Source organism: Carnobacterium sp. FSL W8-0810 (genome assembly GCF_038007125.1).
GTDB classification, from domain to species: Bacteria; Bacillota; Bacilli; order Lactobacillales; family Carnobacteriaceae; genus Carnobacterium_B; species Carnobacterium_B inhibens.
Genome location: NZ_JBBOWO010000001.1, coordinates 1,876,553 through 1,898,972 on the forward strand (window position 1 = coordinate 1,876,553; position 22,420 = coordinate 1,898,972).

The window sequence follows — 22,420 nt, forward strand, 5'->3', positions numbered from 1 at the left end:
TCAAGACACCTTTTAATTTTTATAGATAAACCCATGATTCTCAAGGGTATCTTTGATTCTTTCAAAGGCTTTTTTGTCTGCACAAGCAATAGTATGCAAGTGTACTCCATCTGTTAATTCAGATAATAAATTAGCCTGTTTATTTTCAATGGCTTCTAAAAATTTATCTGCATCATAACGAGAAGAAATGGCTAATCGTCCTTTCAATTCTCCGTAAACCGGGTGTTCCACTATAACATCTACTATTTCTCCACCATTATCTACTATGTCATACAGCTCGTCTTTGGTTTCAGCAGCATTATGTTGGCTGGCCAATTTGCCAATATATTTATTCGTCATAGATTCTGATTCCAAAACATATCCTTTTGGTGTAGCGATTACATCCATTCCGCTTGCTCTCAATAAAGCCACATCCCCAACTATGATCTGACGACTCACATTCAGTTCTGACGCTAATTTTCTCGCACTTACAGCTCTATTCTCTTGTGATAAAATAGAAACGATACTGTTTCTTCTTTTAGTTGCATCCATAAAATCAGTCCTTTTCAATTGTTGAATTCTTCTTACGTTCATTATACCTTAGTCAATTTAATTTTAAGCTTTAAAACCAGCCATCTTATTATTAAAACTATTTTTCATCTTTACAACCATAACTTTTTTTAATTTAATTAACAAGGAAGAATACGTAATATGCTATACTTTAAAAAACGTTTTCACTAAGGAGACCAAATGAAGAAATTTAAACTTATTTTATTTTTACTCATAATTCCAACTATTTCTTTTTGTGTCTATGGTTATTACCAGAATCGTTCATTAGACATTGAATACCAAACTATTGCACTAGAGGACCTTCCTCAAGAATTAAACCAATTAAAAATTGTTCATCTATCAGATACTCATTTTGAAAGAAATCGCATTTCAATTGAGACGTTACTTTCTGAAATTGAAAAAGTACAACCGGATCTAATTTTTCTAACGGGTGATTTAATGGATCGTACAGCTGATTTGAAAAATATCCCTCTAGCGGAATTCGGCAGTTCTTTAATGGCTATCGCACCAACTTATGCTGTTTCAGGAAATCATGAGACAAGCAGCGGACAATTGGCAGAATGGGAAAAAGAAATTAGCCAAAGCGGTGTCCTATTATTAAACAATACACAAATCACCTTAGACTTAAAAGGTACTCAACTAGCTTTAGTGGGCGTTAGAGATGAACGTTATCCTAGCGAAGTACCTGTACAAGGTCCACTAGACGATATGCCAATACTTTTACTCGCTCATCATCCTGAGTACTTCGAACAGTATTTAACTTCTAATCCTTTGATTCAGCCAGATATCACATTCAGCGGTCATGCACACGGTGGTCAAATAAGAGTACCCCTTGTCGGTCCTTTATACGCTCCTGGCCAAGGATTTTCCCCTAAGTATACAACTGGCATTTACGACAGCGAACAAGATGCTTCAAAAAAACTAGTGGTAAGCCGAGGAATTGGAAATAGCCTATTCCCATTTCGAATCAACAACAAACCTCATTTGTTAGTCATTACTCTTGAACGCACGAAATAAGAAAAACCACTATTACAAGGAAAATTAAAATTCCCTTTAGTGGTTTCTTTTTTTGAAGTAGATTAACTAAATTGCGCGTCATGCAGCTTTTTGTATGCGCCATTTTTTGCTAATAACTCATCATGGCTGCCTTGTTCAGCAATTCCTTCTTCATTGACAACGATAATCCGTGTAGCATGCTTGATTGTCGCTAAACGATGAGCAATGATCAATGTGGTACGACCTTTTGCTAATGAGTTTAAGGATTCTTGAATGACTTGTTCTGTTTCAGTATCTAAAGCAGAAGTAGCCTCATCTAAGATCAAAATAGGCGGATTCTTTAAAAACATCCGAGCAATAGATAGACGTTGTTTTTGACCACCGGATAATTTAACGCCTCTCTCACCGATGATCGTATCTAGTCCCTCAGGCATATCAGCAACTACTTTTTCCAAATGAGCCAATTGAACAGCACGTCGTATCTCTTCTTCACTTGCATCCAATTTTCCATAAGCGACATTTTCTCTGATACTACCAGGAAAAAGATACACGTCTTGTTGCACTACACCAACTTGTTCTCTCAGTGAATGCATCGACATATCTTGGATATTGATGCCATCAATCGTTATCTCACCTTCATTAACTTCATAAAAACGGGGCAATAAATTACAAATTGTTGTCTTGCCTGCTCCACTAGGACCCACAAAGGCCACTGTTTCACCAGCTTGAATGGATAAATCAATTCCATCTAAAACTTTTTTGGAAGAATCATACCAAAAAGAAACGCTCTTATAGTCAATATCTCCATTCAATCGTTTCACTTCAATGGCATCTTCTTTATCTTGAATCGCCGGTTCTTTATCCAACTCTTCTGTTAAACGTTTAAATCCGGCAATTCCTTTAGGATAACTTTCAATCATTGTATTTACTTTTTCAATCGGTCGAACAAAAATATTGGACAATAAAATAAATCCTACAAAATCACCATAAGTAATTTCACCTTGTATCGTGTAATATGCCCCAAAAAATAAAGCAAATAAATTAATCAGACGGATGAGCAAGTAATTATATGAAGAACTGATCCCCATCATTTTATAAAATAAGATTTTTGATTTTCGGTAAGCTTGGTTCAGAATCTCAAATCTGCCAGCTTCATGTTCTTCATTTGCAAAAGCTTGTACAACACGTATTCCGCTGACAGAGGCTTCAATTCCAGCACTAAATTCACCTAAGTCATTAAAGATTTTTGTATTGATCTTGGTCATTCGTTTGTTGAAAAAAACTAAAGCAATCGTGATAAAAGGAATCATCACGAATGTAGCTAAAGCTAATTGGACATGTACCGTCAGCATAAGGGCGAAGGCACCGCCTAAAGTAATAAATGTGATAAATACATCTTCTGGACCATGGTGAGCCACTTCTGATATTTCGAACAAATCAGTCGTCAAGCGTGTCATCAGTTTACCTGTTTTCTGATTGTCGTAATAACTGAAAGGCTGTTTCTGTAGATGTCCATATAGTTCTCGACGCATATCCGTTTCAATGTTTACTCCTAATTTATGACCAAAATAAACGACTACATATTGCAGTGATGTATTTACAATGTATAAAAATAGCAAAGACAACGATGCAGTCACAATAAGTGTCCAGTTTTCTGAAGGCAGTAAATCATCAATGACTCGATTAACAACTAGTGGAAATGACAGCTCTAAGATAGCTGCTACAATAGCACATCCAAAATCCAAAATAAATAAATTTTTATACGGCTTATAATAACTTAAAAAACGTTTTAACATAAGGACCTCCAAACGTGCTTATATACTTTCATAATAAAAAATCATGTCGCTTTTATTGTCTTAATGTGATCCATCAAAACAACCACATGATTGAATTCTTCATCTTTTGCGGCATAGACAAATGTTACAGGTGTCTGTTCTAATTGCTCAAATACATGAATTAGAAATGACTCTAATCTAGGATTATCTGTTAATTCCGTCCAGTAAGCTTGTTTAAACCATTCAAACTTTTGAGGTTGATGATCAAACTCTTTGCGAATGGTTGAAGTTGGAGTGATCTCTTTTGCCCATTCATTGATAGCTGCTTTATCTTTTGATACCCCTCTAGGCCATATTCGATCAACTAAAATGCGGTAACCGTCTTCCTTCTCAGGTTTTTCATAGACTCGCTTCATATTTAACTGATAATCATCCATTTTTCCACTCCTTTATAAGGCTGACTAAAAAAAAACTCCACTAAGGAAAATTCTATCCTTAATGGAGCACAAAGTAAACTTATTTGCGGAAATTTATTTAACGACTAACTTATCTACACTTGCAAAAGATAAAACAAATTTAGAAATTTTCATTAATAAAGTTAAACGATTATTACGAACAGCTTCATCATCTGCCATGACCATGTTTTCATTGAAAAAGGTATCAATCAACGGTTGTAGTTGTTCAAACGCTTGATAGTTTTGATCGCTAGTACTATCATGAGCAGTTTTTTCGATTGCACTAAATGCTTCATATAATTCATGTTCAGATTTTGTTTCAAATAAATCGGTATTTACAGTTAATTCTGTTTGGTTAAGCAATTCTTTCCCTTTAGCAGCTAGATTCAATACACGAGTCAACGCTTCTATAGTTGGTTTAAAGACCGTATCTGATAAATGACGGTTGATTTCACGTCCAGCTTCTATCAATTTGATCATATCTTCCTGACGAGAATGCAATGCAGCATCAATCACATCATGACGGATATTTTTCCCAACTAGCAACTGACGAATACGAGCTTTAATAAAGTCGATCACTTCTAAGTTACTTGAAGCATACCCTTGGGCTAATGCACTTTGTTCGATAACCGTTGCAGCTAAGATATCTTTTTTAAGAGATTCCATAGGGAAACTCCAATTTTTTGATTCAATAATACGCACGATACCATATGTTTGACGTCTCAACGCGTAAGGATCATTCGAGCCAGTCGGGATCATACCAACTGCAAAGAAGCTAAGAACACTTTCTAATTTATCTGCAATAGCTAATACCGCTCCAACAGCCGTTTCAGGAAGTTCCCCTTCACTTGAAGTAGGCATATAATGTTCTCTAATAGCGGCAGCGACTGCTGGATTTTCACCTTGCATCATAGCATATTTTTCACCCATAATTCCTTGTAGTTCAGGAAATTCGCCAACCATATTGGTTACTAAATCAAATTTGTATATTTCAGAAGCACGGTTCAAATCTTTTAATTCAGTATCATTTAACCCTACATTTTTCCCGATAAGTTGAGCAATTGCTTTCACTCGGTTCATTTTTTCATAAATCGAACCAATTTTTTCATGAAAAGTTACTTGTTTCAGGCGGTCAACACAAGCAGCAATCGTTAATTTTTGATCTTCTTCATAGAAGAATTGACCATCATCTAAACGAGCTGTCAGCACTTTTTCATTTCCTTTAGCAACCATATCAAGGTGTTCAGCATTTCCATTACGTACAGAGATAAAGTAAGGTAAAATAGCTCCTTCATTGTTTTTTACTCCGAAATAACGTTGATGATCTTTCATTGAAGTAATCAATACTTCTTCTGGTAAATCTAAATATTTTTTATCAAATGTGCCATAAAAAGCAGTAGGGTATTCAATCAAATTCGTTACTTCTTCAAGTAATTCTTCATCTAAAGAAACAGACCACTTATTATCTTTCGCTAATTTTTCGATTTGCGTAACAATCATCTGTTTGCGTTTTTCGCTATCTGCAATAACAAAGACCGCTTCTAATTTTTTTTCATAATCTAAAGCACTAGCAAAAGTGACATCTGTGCCTAAAAAGCGGTGTCCCCGAGAGGTATTAGACGTTTTGATATCTAATAATTCGAATGGAATCACTTTTTCATCTAACATAGCTGTTAACCAGTGGAACGGGCGAATGTATTTAAATGAATGATTTGCCCAGTGCATGCTTACAGGGAATGTCATTGATGCAATCACTTCACCTAAACCAATAAGGATTTCATTAACGGTTTTACCTGAAATAAATTTATCAACATAAACATAAGAAACGTCTTTGATTTCTTTAAAGTAGATATCTTCTGTAGTAGCTCCTTGTCCGCGAGCAAAACCAATAGCAGCTTTACTCCAGTTCCCTTCAGCATCCTGAGCGATTTTTTTAGCAGGTCCTTTAACAGATTCTTGAATATCTTCTTGTTTTTCCGCGATATCTTTAACAACCACCGCTAATCTTCTGGGAGTAGAATACGGGATCACTTCTCCATGTTCTAAGCGGTTTTCTTTTAGAAAAGCTGTTAATTTTTGGACTAACTGTTTGCTGCTTGGAGTTACGATGTGAGCTGGAATTTCTTCTAAACCAATTTCTAATAATAAATTTTTAGTCATTTTCTTTTGCCTCCTTATTTTCAGCAGATTGAGCTTGAAGCAAAGGGAAACCTAATTTTTCGCGTTCAATAACAAAAGCTTTTGCGATCGCACGAGCCATGTTACGAATACGAGCTAAGTATCCAGCACGTTCCGTAACGGAAACGGCACCTCTAGCATCCAGCAAATTAAATGTATGGCTACATTTCAACACGTAGTCATAAGCAGGATGAACTAATCCAGCTTCAATTTGTGCAGTTGCTTCTTTTTCATATTCATTAAACAACATTAAAAGCAATTCTTGATTGCTGTTTTCAAAAGCATACTTAGAGTGTTCGTATTCAGGTTGAATAAAGATCTCACCATATTTAACCCCTTTAGTCCATTCAATATCATAAACACTGTCAACATCTTGAATATAAGAAGCTAATCGTTCTAATCCAAAAGTAATCTCACTGGTTACAGGATTGCATTCTAATCCCCCAACTTGTTGGAAGTAAGTAAATTGAGTAATTTCCATACCGTCTAACCATACTTCCCATCCAAGACCTGCACAACCCATTGAAGGATTTTCCCAGTTGTCTTCTACAAAGCGGATGTCATGTTCAAGAGGATCGATTCCTAGTAAGCGAAGACTTTCTAAATAAAGTTCTTGAATATTATCTGGAGAAGGTTTCATAACTACTTGGAATTGATGGTGTTGGAATAAACGATTAGGATTTTCACCATAACGACCATCTGCTGGACGTCTTGAAGGTTCTACATAGGCCGCGTTCCAAGGTTCTGGTCCAATAGCGCGTAAAAATGTGTACGGACTCATTGTTCCTGCTCCTTTTTCTGTATCATATGATTGAAGAAGTAGACAACCCTGATCAGACCAATATTTCTGTAAAGTCATGATAATTTCTTGAAATGTTAAGCTATTCTCTTTCATAATGTCATTCTCCTCTTAAATTTTTAGATCGTCTAGTAACGACTTTATTAAAAACAATACAAAAAAGTCCCTATGCTAACAAGTGTGTCAGCATAGGGACGATAGTACAATCGCGGTTCCACCCTAATTCTAGTTTAATAAAAACTAGCATCTCTTTTATCGAACAGCTCCAGAATGCCTTTCAAAACTTTGTCTATATTTGGCTCACACTATCCCAAATTCGCTCCTATAGAGGTAAAGTCTTTACTTTTTTCTTTCATCGCTGGTTATTTACTTAAACCTATAATAACCTTCACTATTAACTATTGTCAATAGTTACTTTCTTATCCTATATCCTAGTCTGTGGTTTCCTCAGGTGGAACTCTTTTATCCACTAAAAGATCACCCCAGGAATACATCTGATCAATAAACTTTTTGCTTTTCAACTTGATTCCAACTGATTCTTCGTAGATCATATCGATCAATGTTCTAATTTCGCGCTTTGTCTCTTCTTTAACATTGATAGACCCTAATTGGTCTAAAGAAACGACTGAAAATAAACGTACAAAATGAACGGCTCTCCTACTGGCATGATAACGGTGTTTATCTAAATGCCAATGATTCTGACATAGCAGTCCACCATAACTGCCGGAGTAATCAAATACACCTTCAGTTATTCCACACACACGACAACCTCTAAATTCTGGTGCAACTCCAAAATAAGGCAAAATTTGAATTTCGAATATGTTTACCACAATTTCTGGATCTGTTTTTTCATCGATCTCAGTCAAACAGCGATCAATTCTGTGAAAGAGTGTACTATCCACTATGCCATCTTCTAAGGCCGAATCTGCTAAACTTAAGATATAAGTAGCATAGGCGTTCAAGAAGATATCCGTTTGCATGCTTTTATACTGTTCTACCTCTTTTGCATCTCTGATAAAACAAAGTCCAGTGTCACGGATGTCAGCGATATAAGTCGCTTTTGTAAAAGGCAATACAGCTGTTTTTAGTTTGTTTGCTTGCTTTCTGGTTCCTTTAACAAAAAACATGCGTTTACCAAAACGATTTGTAAACAACTTAACCAATTGATCATTTTCGCGATGATTTCGCACAGATAACACGATGCCTTCTACTTCTTCTACCTGAGCCATAAAAAAACCTCCTACACACGATCCGCGCTTAAAAAATAAAACCACAAAAATTTATGGTTTTATTTTTTATCTATTTTTTTAATAATCGTCTTTACGGTAACCATAATCTTGTAAATTCGTTTGGCGATCACGCCAATCTTTTTGAACTTTTACCCAAAGATCTAAATAAATTTTATCTCCTAATAAAACTTCAATATCTTTTCGAGCACGGATACCAATGTCTTTTAACATTTTCCCGCCTTTTCCAATAATAATTCCTTTTTGACTTGAACGCTCAACAATGATCGCTGCATGTACTTGAACTTTTCCAAGTTCATTTCGTTGCATACTTTCAACAACAACAGCAACAGAATGTGGAACTTCTTCTCTCGTTAATTCCAGAACTTTTTCACGGATTAATTCAGAAACGATAAAGTATTCTGGGTGATCGGTTACTTGGTCTTCTGGATAAAATTGAGGTCCTTCAGGCAAGTATTTTGTTACTTCTGATAATAATGTATCAACATTATTGCCTTCTGAAGCAGAAATTGGAATGATTTGTTCAAAATCTACTAATGAACGGTAATCTTCAATAATCGGCAGCAATTGATCAGGATGAATTTTATCAATTTTATTCAGCACTAAAAATACTGGGCTTTTGACTGTTTTTAATCTTTCGATAATGAAGTTATCTCCAGGACCGCGTTTTTCTGCAATATTTACCATGAACAAAATAACATCTACTTCTCTAAAAGCACTAAAAGCCGAGTCTACCATAAAGTCTCCTAGACGGTGTTTAGGTTTATGGATACCAGGAGTATCGATAAATACAATTTGTGATTCTGGCGTAGTATAGATACCTTGTATTTTATTTCTTGTTGTTTGAGCTTTATCACTCATTATTGCTATTTTTTGTCCTACAATTCTATTTAATAATGTTGATTTACCAACGTTTGGACGCCCAACAATAGAAACAAAACCTGATTTGTGCTCATTCGTATTTTTCATTAAACCATATCCTCCGATTTAAACGCTCCGGGTAGCAATTCGCTAACCGTTGTTAGTTGTTTATTTCCTTTATTATTCGTTAATAAGACAGGCATGTCTGGTCCGCAAAATTCTGCGAGTACTTGCCTACAGGCTCCACAAGGTGAGATTGGGCCATCTGTGTCGCCTGTTACAACTAAATAGTCGAACACCTTTTTCCCTTCAGACACTGCTTTGAAAATAGCTGTACGTTCGGCACAATTAGTTAAACCAAAAGAGGCATTTTCAATGTTGCAACCTGAAAAAATTTCCCCGTCTTTTGTTAAAAGTGCTGCTCCAACTGGAAAATGAGAATAAGGAACATACGCCTTTTCTAACATATCCGTTGCTTTTGTAATTAGTTCTTCTACTTTTTGATCCGTAGAGTGCATAACAAGTGATCTCCTTTAGAATAGTATTTGCCATAATTTTGGTAAAATGATAATCAATGCTACAATAATTGAAAAACCAGCTGTTAGTAGTACAGCCGATGCTGCCATATCTTTTGCCTTTTTTGCCAGAGGATGAAAAATATCACCAGTCACCAAATCAACTACATTCTCTATAACAGTATTCCAAATTTCCATTATTACTACTAAAAAAATACTGAAAAGAACCCATAACCATTCATTGACAGTCAGATCAAGGAATGCACATAAAATTAAGACAATAGACCCAATTAAAATATGTGATCGCATATTTCTTTCTTCTTGAAAGGCCGTTAAAACTCCTTTAAATGCATACTTAAAAGAGTCAAAGAAGCTTGAGTTTTTACCGACCTGATCTTTATCTTTTAAGTCCATAGGCTTCTAATATCTCTTTCTGCAACCCAAACATTTCTTTTTCATCCTCAGGATTCATATGATCATATCCATTTAAATGTAAGAAACCATGTAAAGCAAGAAATCCTAATTCACGATCAAAAGAATGTCCATATTCTTCGGCTTGGGTTGCTGTTTTATCAACTGAAATAATAATATCCCCAATATTTCTCGGAATGGGTTCATCTAAATTATCAAAGTTGATCATTAATTCATCTTCAACTTCATCTTCCATAGCAAAACTGATCACGTCGGTTGGTTGATCTTTGCCACGATATGTTTTATTGATTTTTTGAATATTTTCATCGTCTACGAATGTTACCGACATTTCAGTATCTGCCGGCAACTGTAGATGATCCCCTGCGAATGCTAGTAAAGAATTCACTAATTTTTTTTGTTCCAGCGTAACCTGGTTTGTTTCATCATACAAATCTAATTCCATAAGTAACTTCCTCACTCCTTTTTTACTCCACTATAATCAAATTCAGCTAATTATTCTTTTTTTAAAGCCGGGTATTCAATCCTTGAATGGAATGTTCCATTCAGCCCTTCACAAATTGCCTTTTCAACGATTTTCAACTCTTGCAATGATATAGAACACTCATCAAACTGACCATCCGTAATCCTACTATTGATTAAATCATGAACGAATTTTTCAATAGTTTCTTTTGTTGGATGTGACATTGCCCTAGTGGCCGCTTCAGCACTATCCGCAATATTAATAACAGCTGCTTCTTTTGTTTGAGGTTTTGGTCCTGGATACCTAAAATCACTTTCTGTTACTGTGTCATCCTGTTCTTTAGCTGTAACATAAAAATATTTCATGAGGGTTGTTCCATGATGCTGAGCACAAATATCAATAATAGATTGAGGAAATTTAGCTTTTTCCAACATCTTTACGCCTTCAGAAACATGTCCAAAAATAATTTCTTTGCTCTCAAAAGGAGTTAATAAATTATGTGGATTCTCCATTCCAGGCGGTAGATTTTCTACAAAGAAGAGCGAATGACGTAATTTGCCAACATCATGATAATAACAAGCCACACGCGCAAATAATGAATCTCCGCCAATAGCTCCAACTGCATTTGCACTTAAATTCGCTACCATTAAACTATGGTGATAGGTTCCAGGTGCTTTCGTCAGCAATTCTTTTAACAACGGACTATTCGGATTGGATAATTCTGTCAATGTTAATACAGCATTATCTTTAAATAATACTTCAACATAAGGTGTTAATAGAATAGCCAATAAATATGAAATAATCCCGCTTGAAAGTGCATATATGATCATCAGAAAAACTTGGTGCGACCAGATGTGTATGTTTAAGTATAAAATAAATGAAAGGATAAACAAAGCATTAAATACAGTGACCCAAATGAAACTCGTCCAAAACTGAGTCGTGATCTTTTTTCGTGTGATCATGGTACCCATCATACCGCTTAGCAGATAAAATAGCACTAAGACAATACTAAAACTTGTTCCAGAATCTGGGCTAAAAATAAAAATTGAAAATACTGCAGTAAATCCATTCGCCAATATTCCAAACCTGCGAGATCCAAATGCTGTTAGTAGCATGGAACCCAAGGCAGCTGGAAACAATAAACCAATATATTCTAAGTCAGTATCTTGAATCAATTGCAAACTTTTCATCAATAATAAAGAAGCAATCATAATCAAAGAATAAAATGTGACTTGACTGCCGTGATCAACTTCGTCTTCTTTCTTGAATTTTCCTAAGTAAAATAATAACAAGGCTTGTGTAAAAATCAATACGATCAAACCATATAAGGATTGTCTTGATGAAGTATCATCCAGCATACCCAACAATTCAAGTTGATGCATATCATTGCTATCCACAACATGGCCTTCTTGAACAATCACTTGCCCTTGTAAGATCAAAGCAGGTTGAACATTCGCTTTCTCTTCTTCTTTCTTTTGTTCAGTAGCATTAGCATTGTAGATGTTGTTTTCTACGATCGCATTATCAATGATCAAACTAGCTATCCTTTGATTGTTAGAATCTAAGTCTGAATAATCTAAATTATTATTTGCTTCTAATTTAATGTCATTTAATTCTTCATTTTTGATAGGCTGAGACATAAACTCTGAAACTACTGAAGTTATTGATTCTTTCATACTTGTTAAAACGGATTGATCAATTTCTATTAAATCTAAAACAGCCCAATCTGGAAGCATTTCAATAAACTCTTTAGTCGAATCTTCTAAGTTATTTAATTTTTCTTTAAATAAGCCCAGTAATTCCTCATTCGTTAGTTTATTTACTTTTATTTCTGCTAGTTCTTGAGAGGTTATAGATGAATTATTTTCAGAAGCTTTTTTCCTCGCTTCTTTTAGGTCATCTTGATATTTCTTATCAGCGTCTTGTTTTATTTCATCAATTGTAGCAAATAGTATTTCTATTTTAGACGTTTGCAAGTCTTTTAAATCTGAGTTGTACGTATATACAGGAGAAACGGTTGCAGCAATCGTTTCTTTATTTTCTTCTGTTTTTTCTGTATCTTCAACTGTTGCATTTGCTCGTATGGTCTCTTCTGCCACCTGAAATAATTTAATATCTAAGGCTTTTGGTTTAACCGTACTATACATAATAAAAAACAACGCCACAGATGAAAGTAATAGAATAGAAGGAATATAAAAATTGCCCATTTTTTTCTGGAGGCGTCGTAAATTTCTTCTCATTCATTCACTTCCTAATTGTTTTTTTCAGTACTCACTTTTTCAGTATCCGATTTTTTACTTTCAGTCATTGTTTTTTCTTGGCTGTATGCATTTATAATATTTGCTACTACTGGATGACGCACAACATCATTTGAATCAAATTGAACAAAATTGATTCCTTTAACTTGGTTCAAGACTTTCTCCGCATGGACTAATCCGCTCATTGCCCCTTTTGGCAAGTCAATTTGCGTAACATCACCATTGACGATCATTTTTGAACCAAAACCAAGTCGCGTAAGAAACATTTTCATTTGAGCTTTTGTTGTATTTTGTGCTTCATCAAGAATAACAAAAGCGTCTTCTAGTGTACGTCCTCTCATATAAGCTAAGGGTGCGATTTCAATTACGTTTCTATCCATTAGACGAGTGGTATGCTCTAAACCAAACACATTATATAAAGCATCATAAATCGGACGTAGATAAGGATCCACTTTTTCTTTTAAATCACCCGGTAAAAACCCAAGATTTTCTCCTGCTTCAACTGCTGGACGAGTTAATATAATTTTTTTTACTTCCCCTTTTTTCATTGCTGACACGGCCATTACTACTGCTAAATAAGTTTTACCAGTTCCGGCTGGACCAACACCAAAGGTAACATCATTTTTTTTAATCGATTGGATATATTGACGTTGACCAAACGTTTTTGCTCGAATCGGTTTTCCAGCATGATCTTTTCCAATTTCTTCCTCATACATACTAATAAAAAAATGTAGAGTGTTATTTTTTGCCATTTTGATGGCCGTTACAACGTCGGAAGGCCCTACTTGGATCGAACGTTTAATTAATTCTTCTAAATGATTAAAGATTTCTTCAACTGTAGCTGTATTTTCTTCTGTGCCAATAATTTCTAGATGACTTCCACGACTGTTGATAACAACATCCATTGCGTCTTCTAATAAAGCTAAATGCTTATCTTGGGCACCAAATAATAAAGATGTATGATTTTCATTTTTCAAGTCTACCAAACGTGTTTCGTTCGTTAAATTAGTCAAACAAACAACACTCTCCTTTATCTTTCTATACTTTAAAGAATAGCACATTTTTCGTATAAAATGAAGCTTTCCTTCTTTAGGTAGAAAACCAATTAAAAAAAGGAAAACTGGTAAAATGGAAGTTAAAAGAGTGTTTAAATTTTAATCTCTAACATCTACTTCTGAATTTTCTTCCGGAATAAACGGCTGTATAATTTTTAATGTGAAAGAAGAAATTCATTCACACCTATTTTTGAATTAATAAGTAGATTATGGATAAGTCTTTCATAGCTATGAAGAAATAGGACGGACACTCATTCCCTTTATCGACTATTACAATAACAGAAGAATCAAGCAGAAACTCATTGGTTAAGTCCAATCGACTATAGTGAAACGTCTGAAAACATTTCTTAGAACGATAGGTTCTTTGCGGATAATAATGTATAAAAAAAGAAGTGGATTTCTCCACTCCAAAAAAAGTCTAACATTCGTGGTTACTATAAAATCCCCTTCCTATCACAAAAGCGATACGCGAATTTGTTTAGCATACCTCATAATTGTATATTAGAGCCCTTAATAAAAAATAACTCTAATCTATTAGGATTCTTGTCACGTGATTTTATGGAATTTCATGTATTCGTACTTATAGTATTTATAGAAATACGAAAATAGATTTTTTTATACAATATCACTTTATTGTATAAAAATTTAAGAATGAAAGTTATGATGCTTGAAATAAAAAGATACGCTTGTTATTTCCCCACTCTTTTAGCATATTCTTCAGGATAGCGATTCCCTGAAATTTCGATTTTTGAAAGGGCATTGTTCAAATCATTCAGTTCTATCTGGGTTAGCTTAATTTCAGCAGCACCAAGATTTTCTTCCAAGCGTTCTAGTTTCCTCGTTCCAGGAATTGGAACAATCCACGGCTTTTGAGCAAGCACCCATGCAAGAGCAATTTGAGCCGATGTTACGTCTTTTCTCGCAGCAACCTTTTCTATAAGCTCAATTAACACTTGGTTTGCTTCCATGTTATCTGCTTTAAACCGGGGAACAATGCTACGAAAATCAGAATTATCAAATGTTGCTTTTTTATCAATTTTCCCTGTAAGAAATCCCTTTCCTAATGGGCTGAACGGTACAAAACCAATTCCTAGCTCTTCAAGGGTAGGCAATAGTTCTTTTTCAGGACTTCTCCACATCATGGAGTATTCACTTTGAACGGCTGCAACTGGTTGAACTGCATGTGCACGACGAATTGTTTCTATGCCTGATTCGGAAAGCCCCCAATGTTTTACCTTTCCTTCCTTAATTAACTCTTGTAAAACTCTAGCTACTTCTTCAATTTGAACATTTGGGTCTACACGATGTTGATAGTAAAGATCAATAGTATCAACTTTAAGACGTTTAAGTGATCCTTCGACAGATTTCCTGATTTGTTCTGGACTACTGTCTAGCACTTGTTTATTGCCTGCCATTTGAATACCAAATTTGGTTGCGATAACTACCTTTCCTTTGAATGGGGCAAGTGCTTCGCCTAACAACTCTTCATTCACATATGGGCCATACACTTCAGCTGTGTCAAAAAAAGTAACTCCACGATCAATTGCCGCGTGAATCAACGAAATCATCTCTTTTTTGTCTGATGCTGGCCCATACCCATGACTCATTCCCATACAACCAAGTCCCATAGCCGAGACTTCTAGCCCATTTTTTCCTAATTTACGCTTTTGCATTGTTTATCTTCCTTTCATTAAAAAAGTTTTTAAAAAGGTATAAAATGATACTGCCTTTGGACAAAACAATTTTAAACACCTTGTCAAATCTACGTTTTCCTAAAAATATTTCTTAGTTCTTAAATTTTTTCAAAGTATTATAGGTCTGAAAGCCATTTTTTAAGATTATCTTTGTCTTTCTCTGCATTTCTATCTTCAACCGTATAAACTTCCTCTATTTTGGATTGTGGAAGTAGTTCTGATAACCTTTCAAACGTATTTCCTGAACCATATCCAGCGTTAGTTGAAAAAGAAGTTATGACTTTTCCTTCAAGTTCTTCTTCGTATTTTTGAATAAATGTCACCATAGGATTAGCAAGGGTCATTGCCCATATTGGATGACCCAAAATAACTGTCTGGTATTGTGTTAAATCGGGAATATCAGTAGATAATTCTGGGTACAGTTCATTTTCTCTTTCGTAGGTTGCCCGATCCACCGTCTCCTCATAGTTGCTAGGATAGGGATCTTTGACTTGTAGCTCCAAAATATCTGAATTTGTTGTTTCACTAATTTCTTTTGCCAACTCTTCTGTATGACCACTTCTTGAAAAATAAATAACAATTGATTTTGCTGAGTTTGACAATTTCTTAGTGGAGACTTCATTTGCATTCGTATCTTTTCCGTCTGATATGGCTCCACGACCAAAATTATCTGATTCACTTGTAGTAGCTGAGCTTTCTGTTGTGCTTTCTTCATTTTGGTTGTTCATTTGGCAGCCTGATAATACAACGATAACGGATAGAGCACCAAAAACTTTTTTAATCATTGCGTTCTCCTTTCACAATTTTAATTAAGTCTCTTCGTAAAAAGTCCGTAATCACTACTATTTTCATTGGACAGAGTGATAGTTCAATCATAAGTTATTTTTAATAAAAGAAGTTTTATCCATCATTCCATTTATTAAATACTCCAATGACTTCATCAGTAGATACCTAAAATCGAAGCACAAAAAAATTATATTAAAAGAAATATTAGATTACTCATTTAGTAATCTAATATTTCTTTTAAGTAATGGAAAATTTAATCATCATGAATTTTATTACTAGCTTCAAACTTATCTATGAAAGTCATACCAATCTCTAAGTCAAAAGTCGTTTTAATAACTCTATTTTCTTAAATATTCATTTTTCTACTTGCCATCCATTTAATCATTTCTGGATCAGAATGAGAAAAGAACTGGCTTTCACCCTTATTTAAAGTAGCAATTTGTGCTTTGTCATCTTTAGTCAACTCAAAATCAAAAACATTTAGATTTTGTGCCATACGTTCTGGTTTTACTGACTTAGCTAATACAATAATATCTTGCTCAACTAACCACCGGATAATGACTTGCGCTACTGATTTACCATATTTATTTCCGATTTTTTCTAAAATTGGATTAGTAAAAATATCGTTTTTTCCTTCAGCAAATGGTGCCCATGCTTCTGGAATAATTCCTTCTTCTTTTAACGCTTCAATATTTTTTGTTTGTTGTTGAAAAGGATTAATTTCAATTTGATTTACTTGTGGAACCACTTCATTAAATTCAGCTAGATCAACAGCACGGTCAACTCCAAAATTTGATACGCCAATTGATCGAACTTTTCCTTGCTTTTGAAGTTCTTCCATTGCGCGCCATGCACCATAAACATCATTATATGGTTGGTGAATCAACAACATATCAATATATTCTAATCTTAAACGGTTTAATGACCGTTCCACAGAAGCTATTACACCATTATAACTAACATTCTCTACCCATACTTTTGTAGTAACAAAAAGATCTTCACGAGGCACACCAGAATTAGCGATTCCACGACCAACGGATTCTTCATTCATATAGCTTTGTGCAGTATCAATATGACGATAACCAGCTTCAATCGCATCTTTTACAGCTTTTTCAGCTTCTTCTGGATCAGTAATTTGAAACGTTCCAAATCCTAAAATAGGTACTTCCACACCGTTATTCAGCTTTACAGTTTTCATTTAACATTCCTCCAGTTTTGATAAACTATTTTCGATTACATGATTACTATAAACTATGGAGTACACTCCATAGCAAATCTTTTAATTTATTTTTTTCTTTCCCATAGCTTTTCTATATTCTCGGGATCTACTTCTCCTGCTTTAAACTTCTTAATATGTTCATCATAAGTGTTAATTTTATACTCTAATAAATCTCGTACCTCGTTCATTTCAGCTATTTTATTATCAAGTTGCTGTAACTGATCTCCTAAAACTCTCTTTTGAGCTTCTTCAACATTTTGTTTTTCACGAAGCTGAGCTAACGTGGAAAATTCAATCAATGACTCAATAGAAAGACCAGCCTTACGTAAGCTTTTAACTAAGTAAATCCAGTTTAAATCATTTGTAGCATAATCCCGATAACCACTATTATTACGGTGAACAGGAGGAATCACACCCACTCTTTCATAGTATCGCAAAGTATCTACTGTCAATTCAAACATATCAGCTGCTTTTTTAATATTCATAAAATACCACTCCATCTCTTTATCAGCTTACATACTTACTATAAACCATAAAGTTGACTCCAAAGCAATTATTTTGGATAATTTTCACTAATAAAGTTCCTAGTATTCATATCTCTTTTTCTTAAAAAAGAACCTTGAATTAACAAGGTTCTGGATACCTGACTTTATGGAATTTCATGTATCAATTAGTTCTTTTGTTTTTTCACCGATAAGTCTTTTGAGTTTACCTCAAAAAAAGGAAGCGGTATTCTAAAGGTAACCGAAAAAGGAGGTTTTTTATGAAACGCCCATCTTATCGCACGATAACTATGATTGGCCTTTGCGGAGCACTACTGATAGGGTGCTCATCTAATGAAAATATGGATACGAACACATCAACCGTACCATCAGAAGAGACTCAAAGTAGTAGTTACATCAACAGTGAAAGTAGTTCAGCGACTTCTGAAGAAAGCAGCAACTCGGAAAGCGGAGAATCCACTGAATCTTCTCTTATTCCAGAAGAAAGTAGCTCGGATTCTTCCAGCAACGAAGGATCCATTTCTACTGAATTACAAATGGATAAAGAAAAAATTTTATTACCCACTTTTTCCCCAGAAACTGTTACTGAAAATATAAAAACTAATGAAAAAAACACCTATACTGTCTCCTATATAAATAATCAAGGCGAAATCTTAGATGAAGTTTCTGGAACTCGTTATGGTAGTCCTGAAGCAGCCGAAGGGGATTTAACAGTTGGGTTACCAAATAGATTTTTTGAGACAGCGGATGTCCCAGAAGGCGGAGAAGATTTAATGAGTGGAATTACGGGATACGATATCGAAAAAGGAGATCAAAAGTGGCTTATATGGGAAGATGAGGAATGGGTTTTTAATATTCATTCCTTTGCAGGTGAACAGCTAAGTAAGCGAGTAGAAGCAAGAGATATGATTACATTTTTGTATGATAATCCACTTCCAGTTCCGCGTAGTAAAGGAATAGTCTATTTGGATTATGAACCAGGTGGTGAAGATGTAGTCATGGTTATTCGTTGGCAGGATGAAGAGATGGTCTATCAAGTAAAAACGACTAGATCTTCTCTAGAAGCTTTAGAGGTAACAGCCTCCTTGAAACAGCCAAGTGAATAATTTATTTCAATATTCAGTCAAAAAATAATAAAGTGGATAGATAGAATTATTGTATCCATTTGAATAAAGCAAAAAAAGCTACTCTTTTCCAGGGTAGCTTTTTTCTCCTTTTCGATACATGATTTTATCTAATTTCATTTATTGATTAAATGTTAATATTTTGAGTATATTAGCTAAAGTCATTTAGATGTTCCTAGCATTCTTTTATAGAATCGGCGAATGATTCTTAAACTGACTCTTTCATTATTGTCACGTATATAGTTTAGTACACTATGTAAAAAAGAGGAGATGAGACAATTGTCTCACCTCCTCTTTTTATAAAAGGTAATAACTTACCCTTTATGCATTCAATTGCTCTTTTACTAAACGATTGACTTCATTACCGTCTGCTTTACCTTTTGTTAAAGGCATAACAACTCCCATAACTTTGCCAAAATCTTTCATAGATTTAGCATCTACTTTCGTAGCAGCATCTTGAATAATCGCTTTAAGTTCGTTTTCAGAAAGTTGTTGAGGTAAATATTTTTCAACGGTATGAATAGCAGCTTCTGTTTGATCAACCAAGTCTTCTCGACCAGCATCTTTAAACTCTGCAAGCGATTCACGACGTTGCTTCATTTCGCGAGAAAGAACTGTTAACTCTTCATCCTCACTTAAATCATTACCTTTGCTGATTTGATCATTTTGCAATGCAGCTTTTAACATACGTAGAATAGCTAAAGTTTCTTTATCTTTGGCTTTCATCGCAGTTTTAATGTCTTCATTAATGGTTTCTAAAAGTGACAAGACTTTCCCACCCTCAATCCTAAAAGCAATTTACTAGAATTTACGTTTTCTAGCTGCTTCAGATTTTTTCTTACGTTTCACACTTGGTTTTTCATAGAATTCGCGTTTACGAGCTTCTTGTAAAGTACCTGTTTTTGAAACGGAACGTTTGAAGCGACGAAGAGCATCATCAAGAGATTCATTTTTCTTAATAACTGTTTTTGACATATTAAATTCCCTCCCTCCGTGCTTTAAAAAGTAACCGTTATTTAGAACACACTAATTTATTAGCGTATTCATAAACACTGTCCTTCCTTATTATATCGAATGTATTTTTTCACGTCAATACAACATTTCATTATTTTAATAAAAATAACCAGTTTATTGCATTTTCAGTTGTTTTTTTAAGAACATTTTTCACATTTCCCAAAAATTTCAAATCGATGAGACTCGATTTTACATCCATTTAGCTGATTTTCAAAAAAATTCATGGGACACATTTCAATTTGTTTTGTTTTCCCACAGCTTGTACAGATAAAATGATGATGATGTCCAGTATGTTTACATCCAAAACGGAACATTTTTTCACCATTTAATTCTGTTTCTTCTAGCACATTTAATTCTACAAACGTATAGATATTTCGATAAATCGTATCATAACTAATAGAAGGATATCTTTCTTTTAATCCAAGCTGTACTTCTTTAGCTGTTAAATATCGATTTTCAGCTGCAAATACAGATAACATATTTTCTCTTTTATCTGTATATTTGTAACCATGTTCTTTTAACGTTTCAATGGCTTGTTCTACTGCTGTCATATAAGTGATCGCCTCCTTTTACATGATCCATTTACCAACAAGTAGTATAACGTATTTATTGGTGTATAATCAAGCTGTAAATCTGAGAGTTATTTAAGTGATTCATTGTCGTTTAGTTGAGAGTTCCTGTATACTAATAAGTATACAGACAGAACTACAAGGAGGAAAAACATGTCTTCAAAATCAACTATTAATTTTTATATTATCTCCGATTCAGTAGGCGGGACAGCTAGTCAACTTGGACAAGCTGCTATGACTCAGTTTCCTGATGCAGATATTAAAGTTTCAGCCTACCCTTTCATTCGCGGATCGGACACCCTTTTATCTATTCTAGAAAAAGCAGAAATCGATAATGCGATCGTCCTTCATACATTGGTAGATGAAAAATTAAATAAGACAGCTAAAACGTTTTGTGAAAAACATGAGTTGGTTTGTTTTGACCCACTCTCTCCAATCATAAGCGAACTTGAAAAACGTTCTGAAATGGTTCCTATACAAAAGCCAGGAGCTTTGCATCTTTTAGATGAAACCTATTTCAATCGAATAAAGGCAATTGAATTTGCGGTAAAATTTGATGATGGACGAGATCCCAAAGGCTTTTTAGAAGCAGACATCGTATTGCTTGGGATTTCAAGAACATCTAAAACGCCATTAAGCATGTTTTTAGCGAACCAAAATTATAAAGTAGCTAATTTGCCTCTTATCCCAGAAGCGCATATTCCAGAACAAATTTGGCAAGTTGATCCTAAAAAAATAGTCGGTTTAACAAGTGATAGAGAAGCCTTAAACTCTATACGTCGAGAAAGAATGTTAACGTATGGAATGAACCCCGATACAGAGTACTCTAAATTAGATCGCATTGATAGAGAATTAGATTTTGCAAAAGAATTATACGAAAAATTAGGTTGTTTGGTCATTAATGTTTCTAAGAAATCTATTGAAGAAACGGCTGCCATCATTATCAATACTCTTCAAATCGAACACAAGAAGTATGAACAAAACTAATCATGGCCAAAAAAGTTTACTCAATAAGTTATGATTTTTTACATTCCTCTACCCAACCCGCACACTAAAATAAAGAACTTGAAGAATAATAGCCTAGCAGCTTTATTCTTCAAGTTCTTTTATTTTTCTTGGTAAATATTTTTGCAGCTTACTTAGAAGTATACTTTCATACAGATGACCATCTCGGCTTTGTTAATTGTAATAAACTTCATCTAAGAATAGTCCTTGAGAAGGCACGGTCATACCTGCCTCGCTTCTGATTCCACTCTTGAAAATAGCATCAATAGATGCTATCTCCGTCGTTCCAGCACCGATTTCTAAAATTGTTCCCATAATGATTCTAATCATTTTATATAAGAAACCTTCTCCTATAAACGTAAAGTGCAATAAGTCGCCTTCCTTTTGGATCGTGATTTCATTGATAGTTCTAACAGTTGATTTTTTCGACTTTTTAAGAGAAGAGAAACCAATAAAGTCGTGGGTTCCGACAAGTTTGCTGCAAGCCTCGTTCATTTTGTCAATATCAAGTTCTACAGGAAGATGGTAGCTGTAGTTGCGCTCAAATGCAGAAGGCACATTATTATTCCAAACATAGTAGCTATATTTTTTACCGCTAGCATTGTATCTAGCATGGAATCTTTCTGGTACTTCTTCAATTTTCTTCACAACAATATCACGTGGAAGATAACGATTTAAATGGTCCAACATCGCTTGAAGTTCCATGGTAGACTCAGTTTTAAAATTGGCCACCTGTCCCTTAGCATGAGCCCCGGCATCCGTACGTCCTGATCCGATTATTTCAATTTTAGTTCCTGTCATTGACGTCAAAACATTCTCTATTTTTCCTTGAATGGTTTTGTCTGAATCACTGAGCCTTTGCCAACCCAAATATCTGGCACCATCGTACTCAATTGTCATTTTAATATTTCTCATTTTATCCCTCT

The 22,420-nt window shown here is 34.6% G+C and carries 23 protein-coding genes and 1 other annotated feature; of the genes, 3 read left to right on the forward strand and 20 right to left on the reverse strand.

The features are described from left to right. Window positions 1–12: 12 nt before the first annotated feature. The gene (locus tag NST49_RS09095) at window positions 13–531 is read right to left on the reverse strand and encodes a transcription repressor NadR (RefSeq protein ID WP_023177915.1); all 519 of its coding nucleotides are present in this window, start codon (window positions 529–531) and stop codon (window positions 13–15) included. Window positions 532–729: 198 nt separating this feature from the next. On the opposite strand from NST49_RS09095, the gene NST49_RS09100 reads away from it, so the two are divergent. Then, window positions 730–1,566: a metallophosphoesterase gene (locus NST49_RS09100; RefSeq protein ID WP_341048199.1), complete on the forward strand. Its 837-nt coding sequence runs from the start codon at window positions 730–732 to the stop codon at window positions 1,564–1,566. Between the two features lie 62 nt (window positions 1,567–1,628). Here NST49_RS09100 and NST49_RS09105 read toward each other — a convergent pair whose 3' ends face one another. The 15 genes from NST49_RS09105 to NST49_RS09175 form a co-directional block, all read right to left on the reverse strand. Beyond that, window positions 1,629–3,341, reverse strand: a complete 1,713-nt coding sequence (locus NST49_RS09105) for an ABC transporter ATP-binding protein (protein WP_251166028.1) — start codon at window positions 3,339–3,341, stop codon at window positions 1,629–1,631. 41 nt (window positions 3,342–3,382) lie between these two features. Continuing rightward, window positions 3,383–3,757, reverse strand: coding sequence for a DUF488 domain-containing protein (locus tag NST49_RS09110; protein ID WP_341048202.1), 375 nt, complete (start codon window positions 3,755–3,757; stop codon window positions 3,383–3,385). A gap of 93 nt (window positions 3,758–3,850) precedes the next feature. Next, window positions 3,851–5,935, reverse strand: a complete 2,085-nt coding sequence (gene glyS / locus NST49_RS09115; protein WP_341048204.1) for a glycine--tRNA ligase subunit beta — start codon at window positions 5,933–5,935, stop codon at window positions 3,851–3,853. Beyond that, complete coding sequence (gene glyQ, locus NST49_RS09120; protein ID WP_023177907.1) at window positions 5,928–6,848, reverse strand: glycine--tRNA ligase subunit alpha; 921 nt, start codon at window positions 6,846–6,848, stop codon at window positions 5,928–5,930. The genes glyS and glyQ overlap by 8 nt, the downstream gene beginning before the upstream one ends. Window positions 6,849–6,939: 91 nt before the next feature. Then, window positions 6,940–7,117, reverse strand: a binding site (T-box leader). Window positions 7,118–7,183: 66 nt separating this feature from the next. Beyond that, the gene (gene recO, locus NST49_RS09125; protein WP_251166030.1) at window positions 7,184–7,981 is read right to left on the reverse strand and encodes a DNA repair protein RecO; all 798 of its coding nucleotides are present in this window, start codon (window positions 7,979–7,981) and stop codon (window positions 7,184–7,186) included. Between the two features lie 78 nt (window positions 7,982–8,059). Then, a complete protein-coding gene (era, locus tag NST49_RS09130) occupies window positions 8,060–8,968 on the reverse strand; it encodes a GTPase Era (protein ID WP_023177904.1) in 909 nt (302 codons plus the stop codon). Next, window positions 8,968–9,378 (reverse strand): cytidine deaminase, encoded by a 411-nt coding sequence (locus NST49_RS09135; protein ID WP_023177902.1) that lies wholly within the window; start codon window positions 9,376–9,378, stop codon window positions 8,968–8,970. Before NST49_RS09135 ends, era begins: the two co-directional genes overlap by 1 nt. 15 nt (window positions 9,379–9,393) lie before the next feature. Next, the gene (locus tag NST49_RS09140) at window positions 9,394–9,789 is read right to left on the reverse strand and encodes a diacylglycerol kinase family protein (protein ID WP_023177900.1); all 396 of its coding nucleotides are present in this window, start codon (window positions 9,787–9,789) and stop codon (window positions 9,394–9,396) included. After that, entirely contained in the window at window positions 9,773–10,249 is a 477-nt protein-coding gene (gene ybeY / locus NST49_RS09145) for an rRNA maturation RNase YbeY (protein ID WP_023177898.1), read from the reverse strand. Before ybeY ends, NST49_RS09140 begins: the two co-directional genes overlap by 17 nt. Window positions 10,250–10,299: 50 nt before the next feature. Further along, window positions 10,300–12,507, reverse strand: a complete 2,208-nt coding sequence (locus NST49_RS09150) for an HD family phosphohydrolase (protein ID WP_034536643.1) — start codon at window positions 12,505–12,507, stop codon at window positions 10,300–10,302. An 11-nt stretch (window positions 12,508–12,518) separates the two neighbouring features. Beyond that, a complete protein-coding gene (locus NST49_RS09155) occupies window positions 12,519–13,538 on the reverse strand; it encodes a PhoH family protein (RefSeq protein ID WP_341048209.1) in 1,020 nt (339 codons plus the stop codon). Between the two features lie 731 nt (window positions 13,539–14,269). Next, the gene (locus tag NST49_RS09160) at window positions 14,270–15,253 is read right to left on the reverse strand and encodes an aldo/keto reductase (protein ID WP_023177893.1); all 984 of its coding nucleotides are present in this window, start codon (window positions 15,251–15,253) and stop codon (window positions 14,270–14,272) included. Between the two features lie 137 nt (window positions 15,254–15,390). Continuing rightward, window positions 15,391–16,059, reverse strand: coding sequence for a flavodoxin (locus tag NST49_RS09165; protein WP_251166033.1), 669 nt, complete (start codon window positions 16,057–16,059; stop codon window positions 15,391–15,393). Between the two features lie 347 nt (window positions 16,060–16,406). After that, window positions 16,407–17,258 (reverse strand): aldo/keto reductase, encoded by an 852-nt coding sequence (locus NST49_RS09170; RefSeq protein ID WP_023177889.1) that lies wholly within the window; start codon window positions 17,256–17,258, stop codon window positions 16,407–16,409. Between the two features lie 86 nt (window positions 17,259–17,344). Further along, the gene (locus NST49_RS09175; RefSeq protein WP_023177887.1) at window positions 17,345–17,764 is read right to left on the reverse strand and encodes a MerR family transcriptional regulator; all 420 of its coding nucleotides are present in this window, start codon (window positions 17,762–17,764) and stop codon (window positions 17,345–17,347) included. Between the two features lie 278 nt (window positions 17,765–18,042). On the opposite strand from NST49_RS09175, the gene NST49_RS09180 reads away from it, so the two are divergent. Further along, complete coding sequence (locus NST49_RS09180; protein WP_341048214.1) at window positions 18,043–18,888, forward strand: hypothetical protein; 846 nt, start codon at window positions 18,043–18,045, stop codon at window positions 18,886–18,888. Window positions 18,889–19,227: 339 nt separating this feature from the next. Here the strand turns inward: NST49_RS09180 and NST49_RS09185 are convergent, their stop codons facing one another. The 3 genes from NST49_RS09185 to NST49_RS09195 all read right to left on the reverse strand — a co-directional run bounded on the left by NST49_RS09185 (window position 19,228) and on the right by NST49_RS09195 (window position 20,471). Next, complete coding sequence (locus NST49_RS09185) at window positions 19,228–19,674, reverse strand: GatB/YqeY domain-containing protein (RefSeq protein WP_023177883.1); 447 nt, start codon at window positions 19,672–19,674, stop codon at window positions 19,228–19,230. Between the two features lie 33 nt (window positions 19,675–19,707). Continuing rightward, entirely contained in the window at window positions 19,708–19,881 is a 174-nt protein-coding gene (gene rpsU / locus NST49_RS09190; RefSeq protein ID WP_007725241.1) for a 30S ribosomal protein S21, read from the reverse strand. A 176-nt stretch (window positions 19,882–20,057) separates the two neighbouring features. Continuing rightward, complete coding sequence (locus NST49_RS09195; protein ID WP_023177881.1) at window positions 20,058–20,471, reverse strand: Fur family transcriptional regulator; 414 nt, start codon at window positions 20,469–20,471, stop codon at window positions 20,058–20,060. A 171-nt stretch (window positions 20,472–20,642) separates the two neighbouring features. Here NST49_RS09195 and NST49_RS09200 point away from each other — a divergent pair, with 171 nt between their 5' ends. Next, a complete protein-coding gene (locus NST49_RS09200) occupies window positions 20,643–21,476 on the forward strand; it encodes a pyruvate, water dikinase regulatory protein (RefSeq protein WP_023177879.1) in 834 nt (277 codons plus the stop codon). 192 nt (window positions 21,477–21,668) lie between these two features. Here NST49_RS09200 and truA read toward each other — a convergent pair whose 3' ends face one another. Further along, window positions 21,669–22,409: a tRNA pseudouridine(38-40) synthase TruA gene (gene truA / locus NST49_RS09205; RefSeq protein WP_341048222.1), complete on the reverse strand. Its 741-nt coding sequence runs from the start codon at window positions 22,407–22,409 to the stop codon at window positions 21,669–21,671. Window positions 22,410–22,420: the final 11 nt, after the last annotated feature.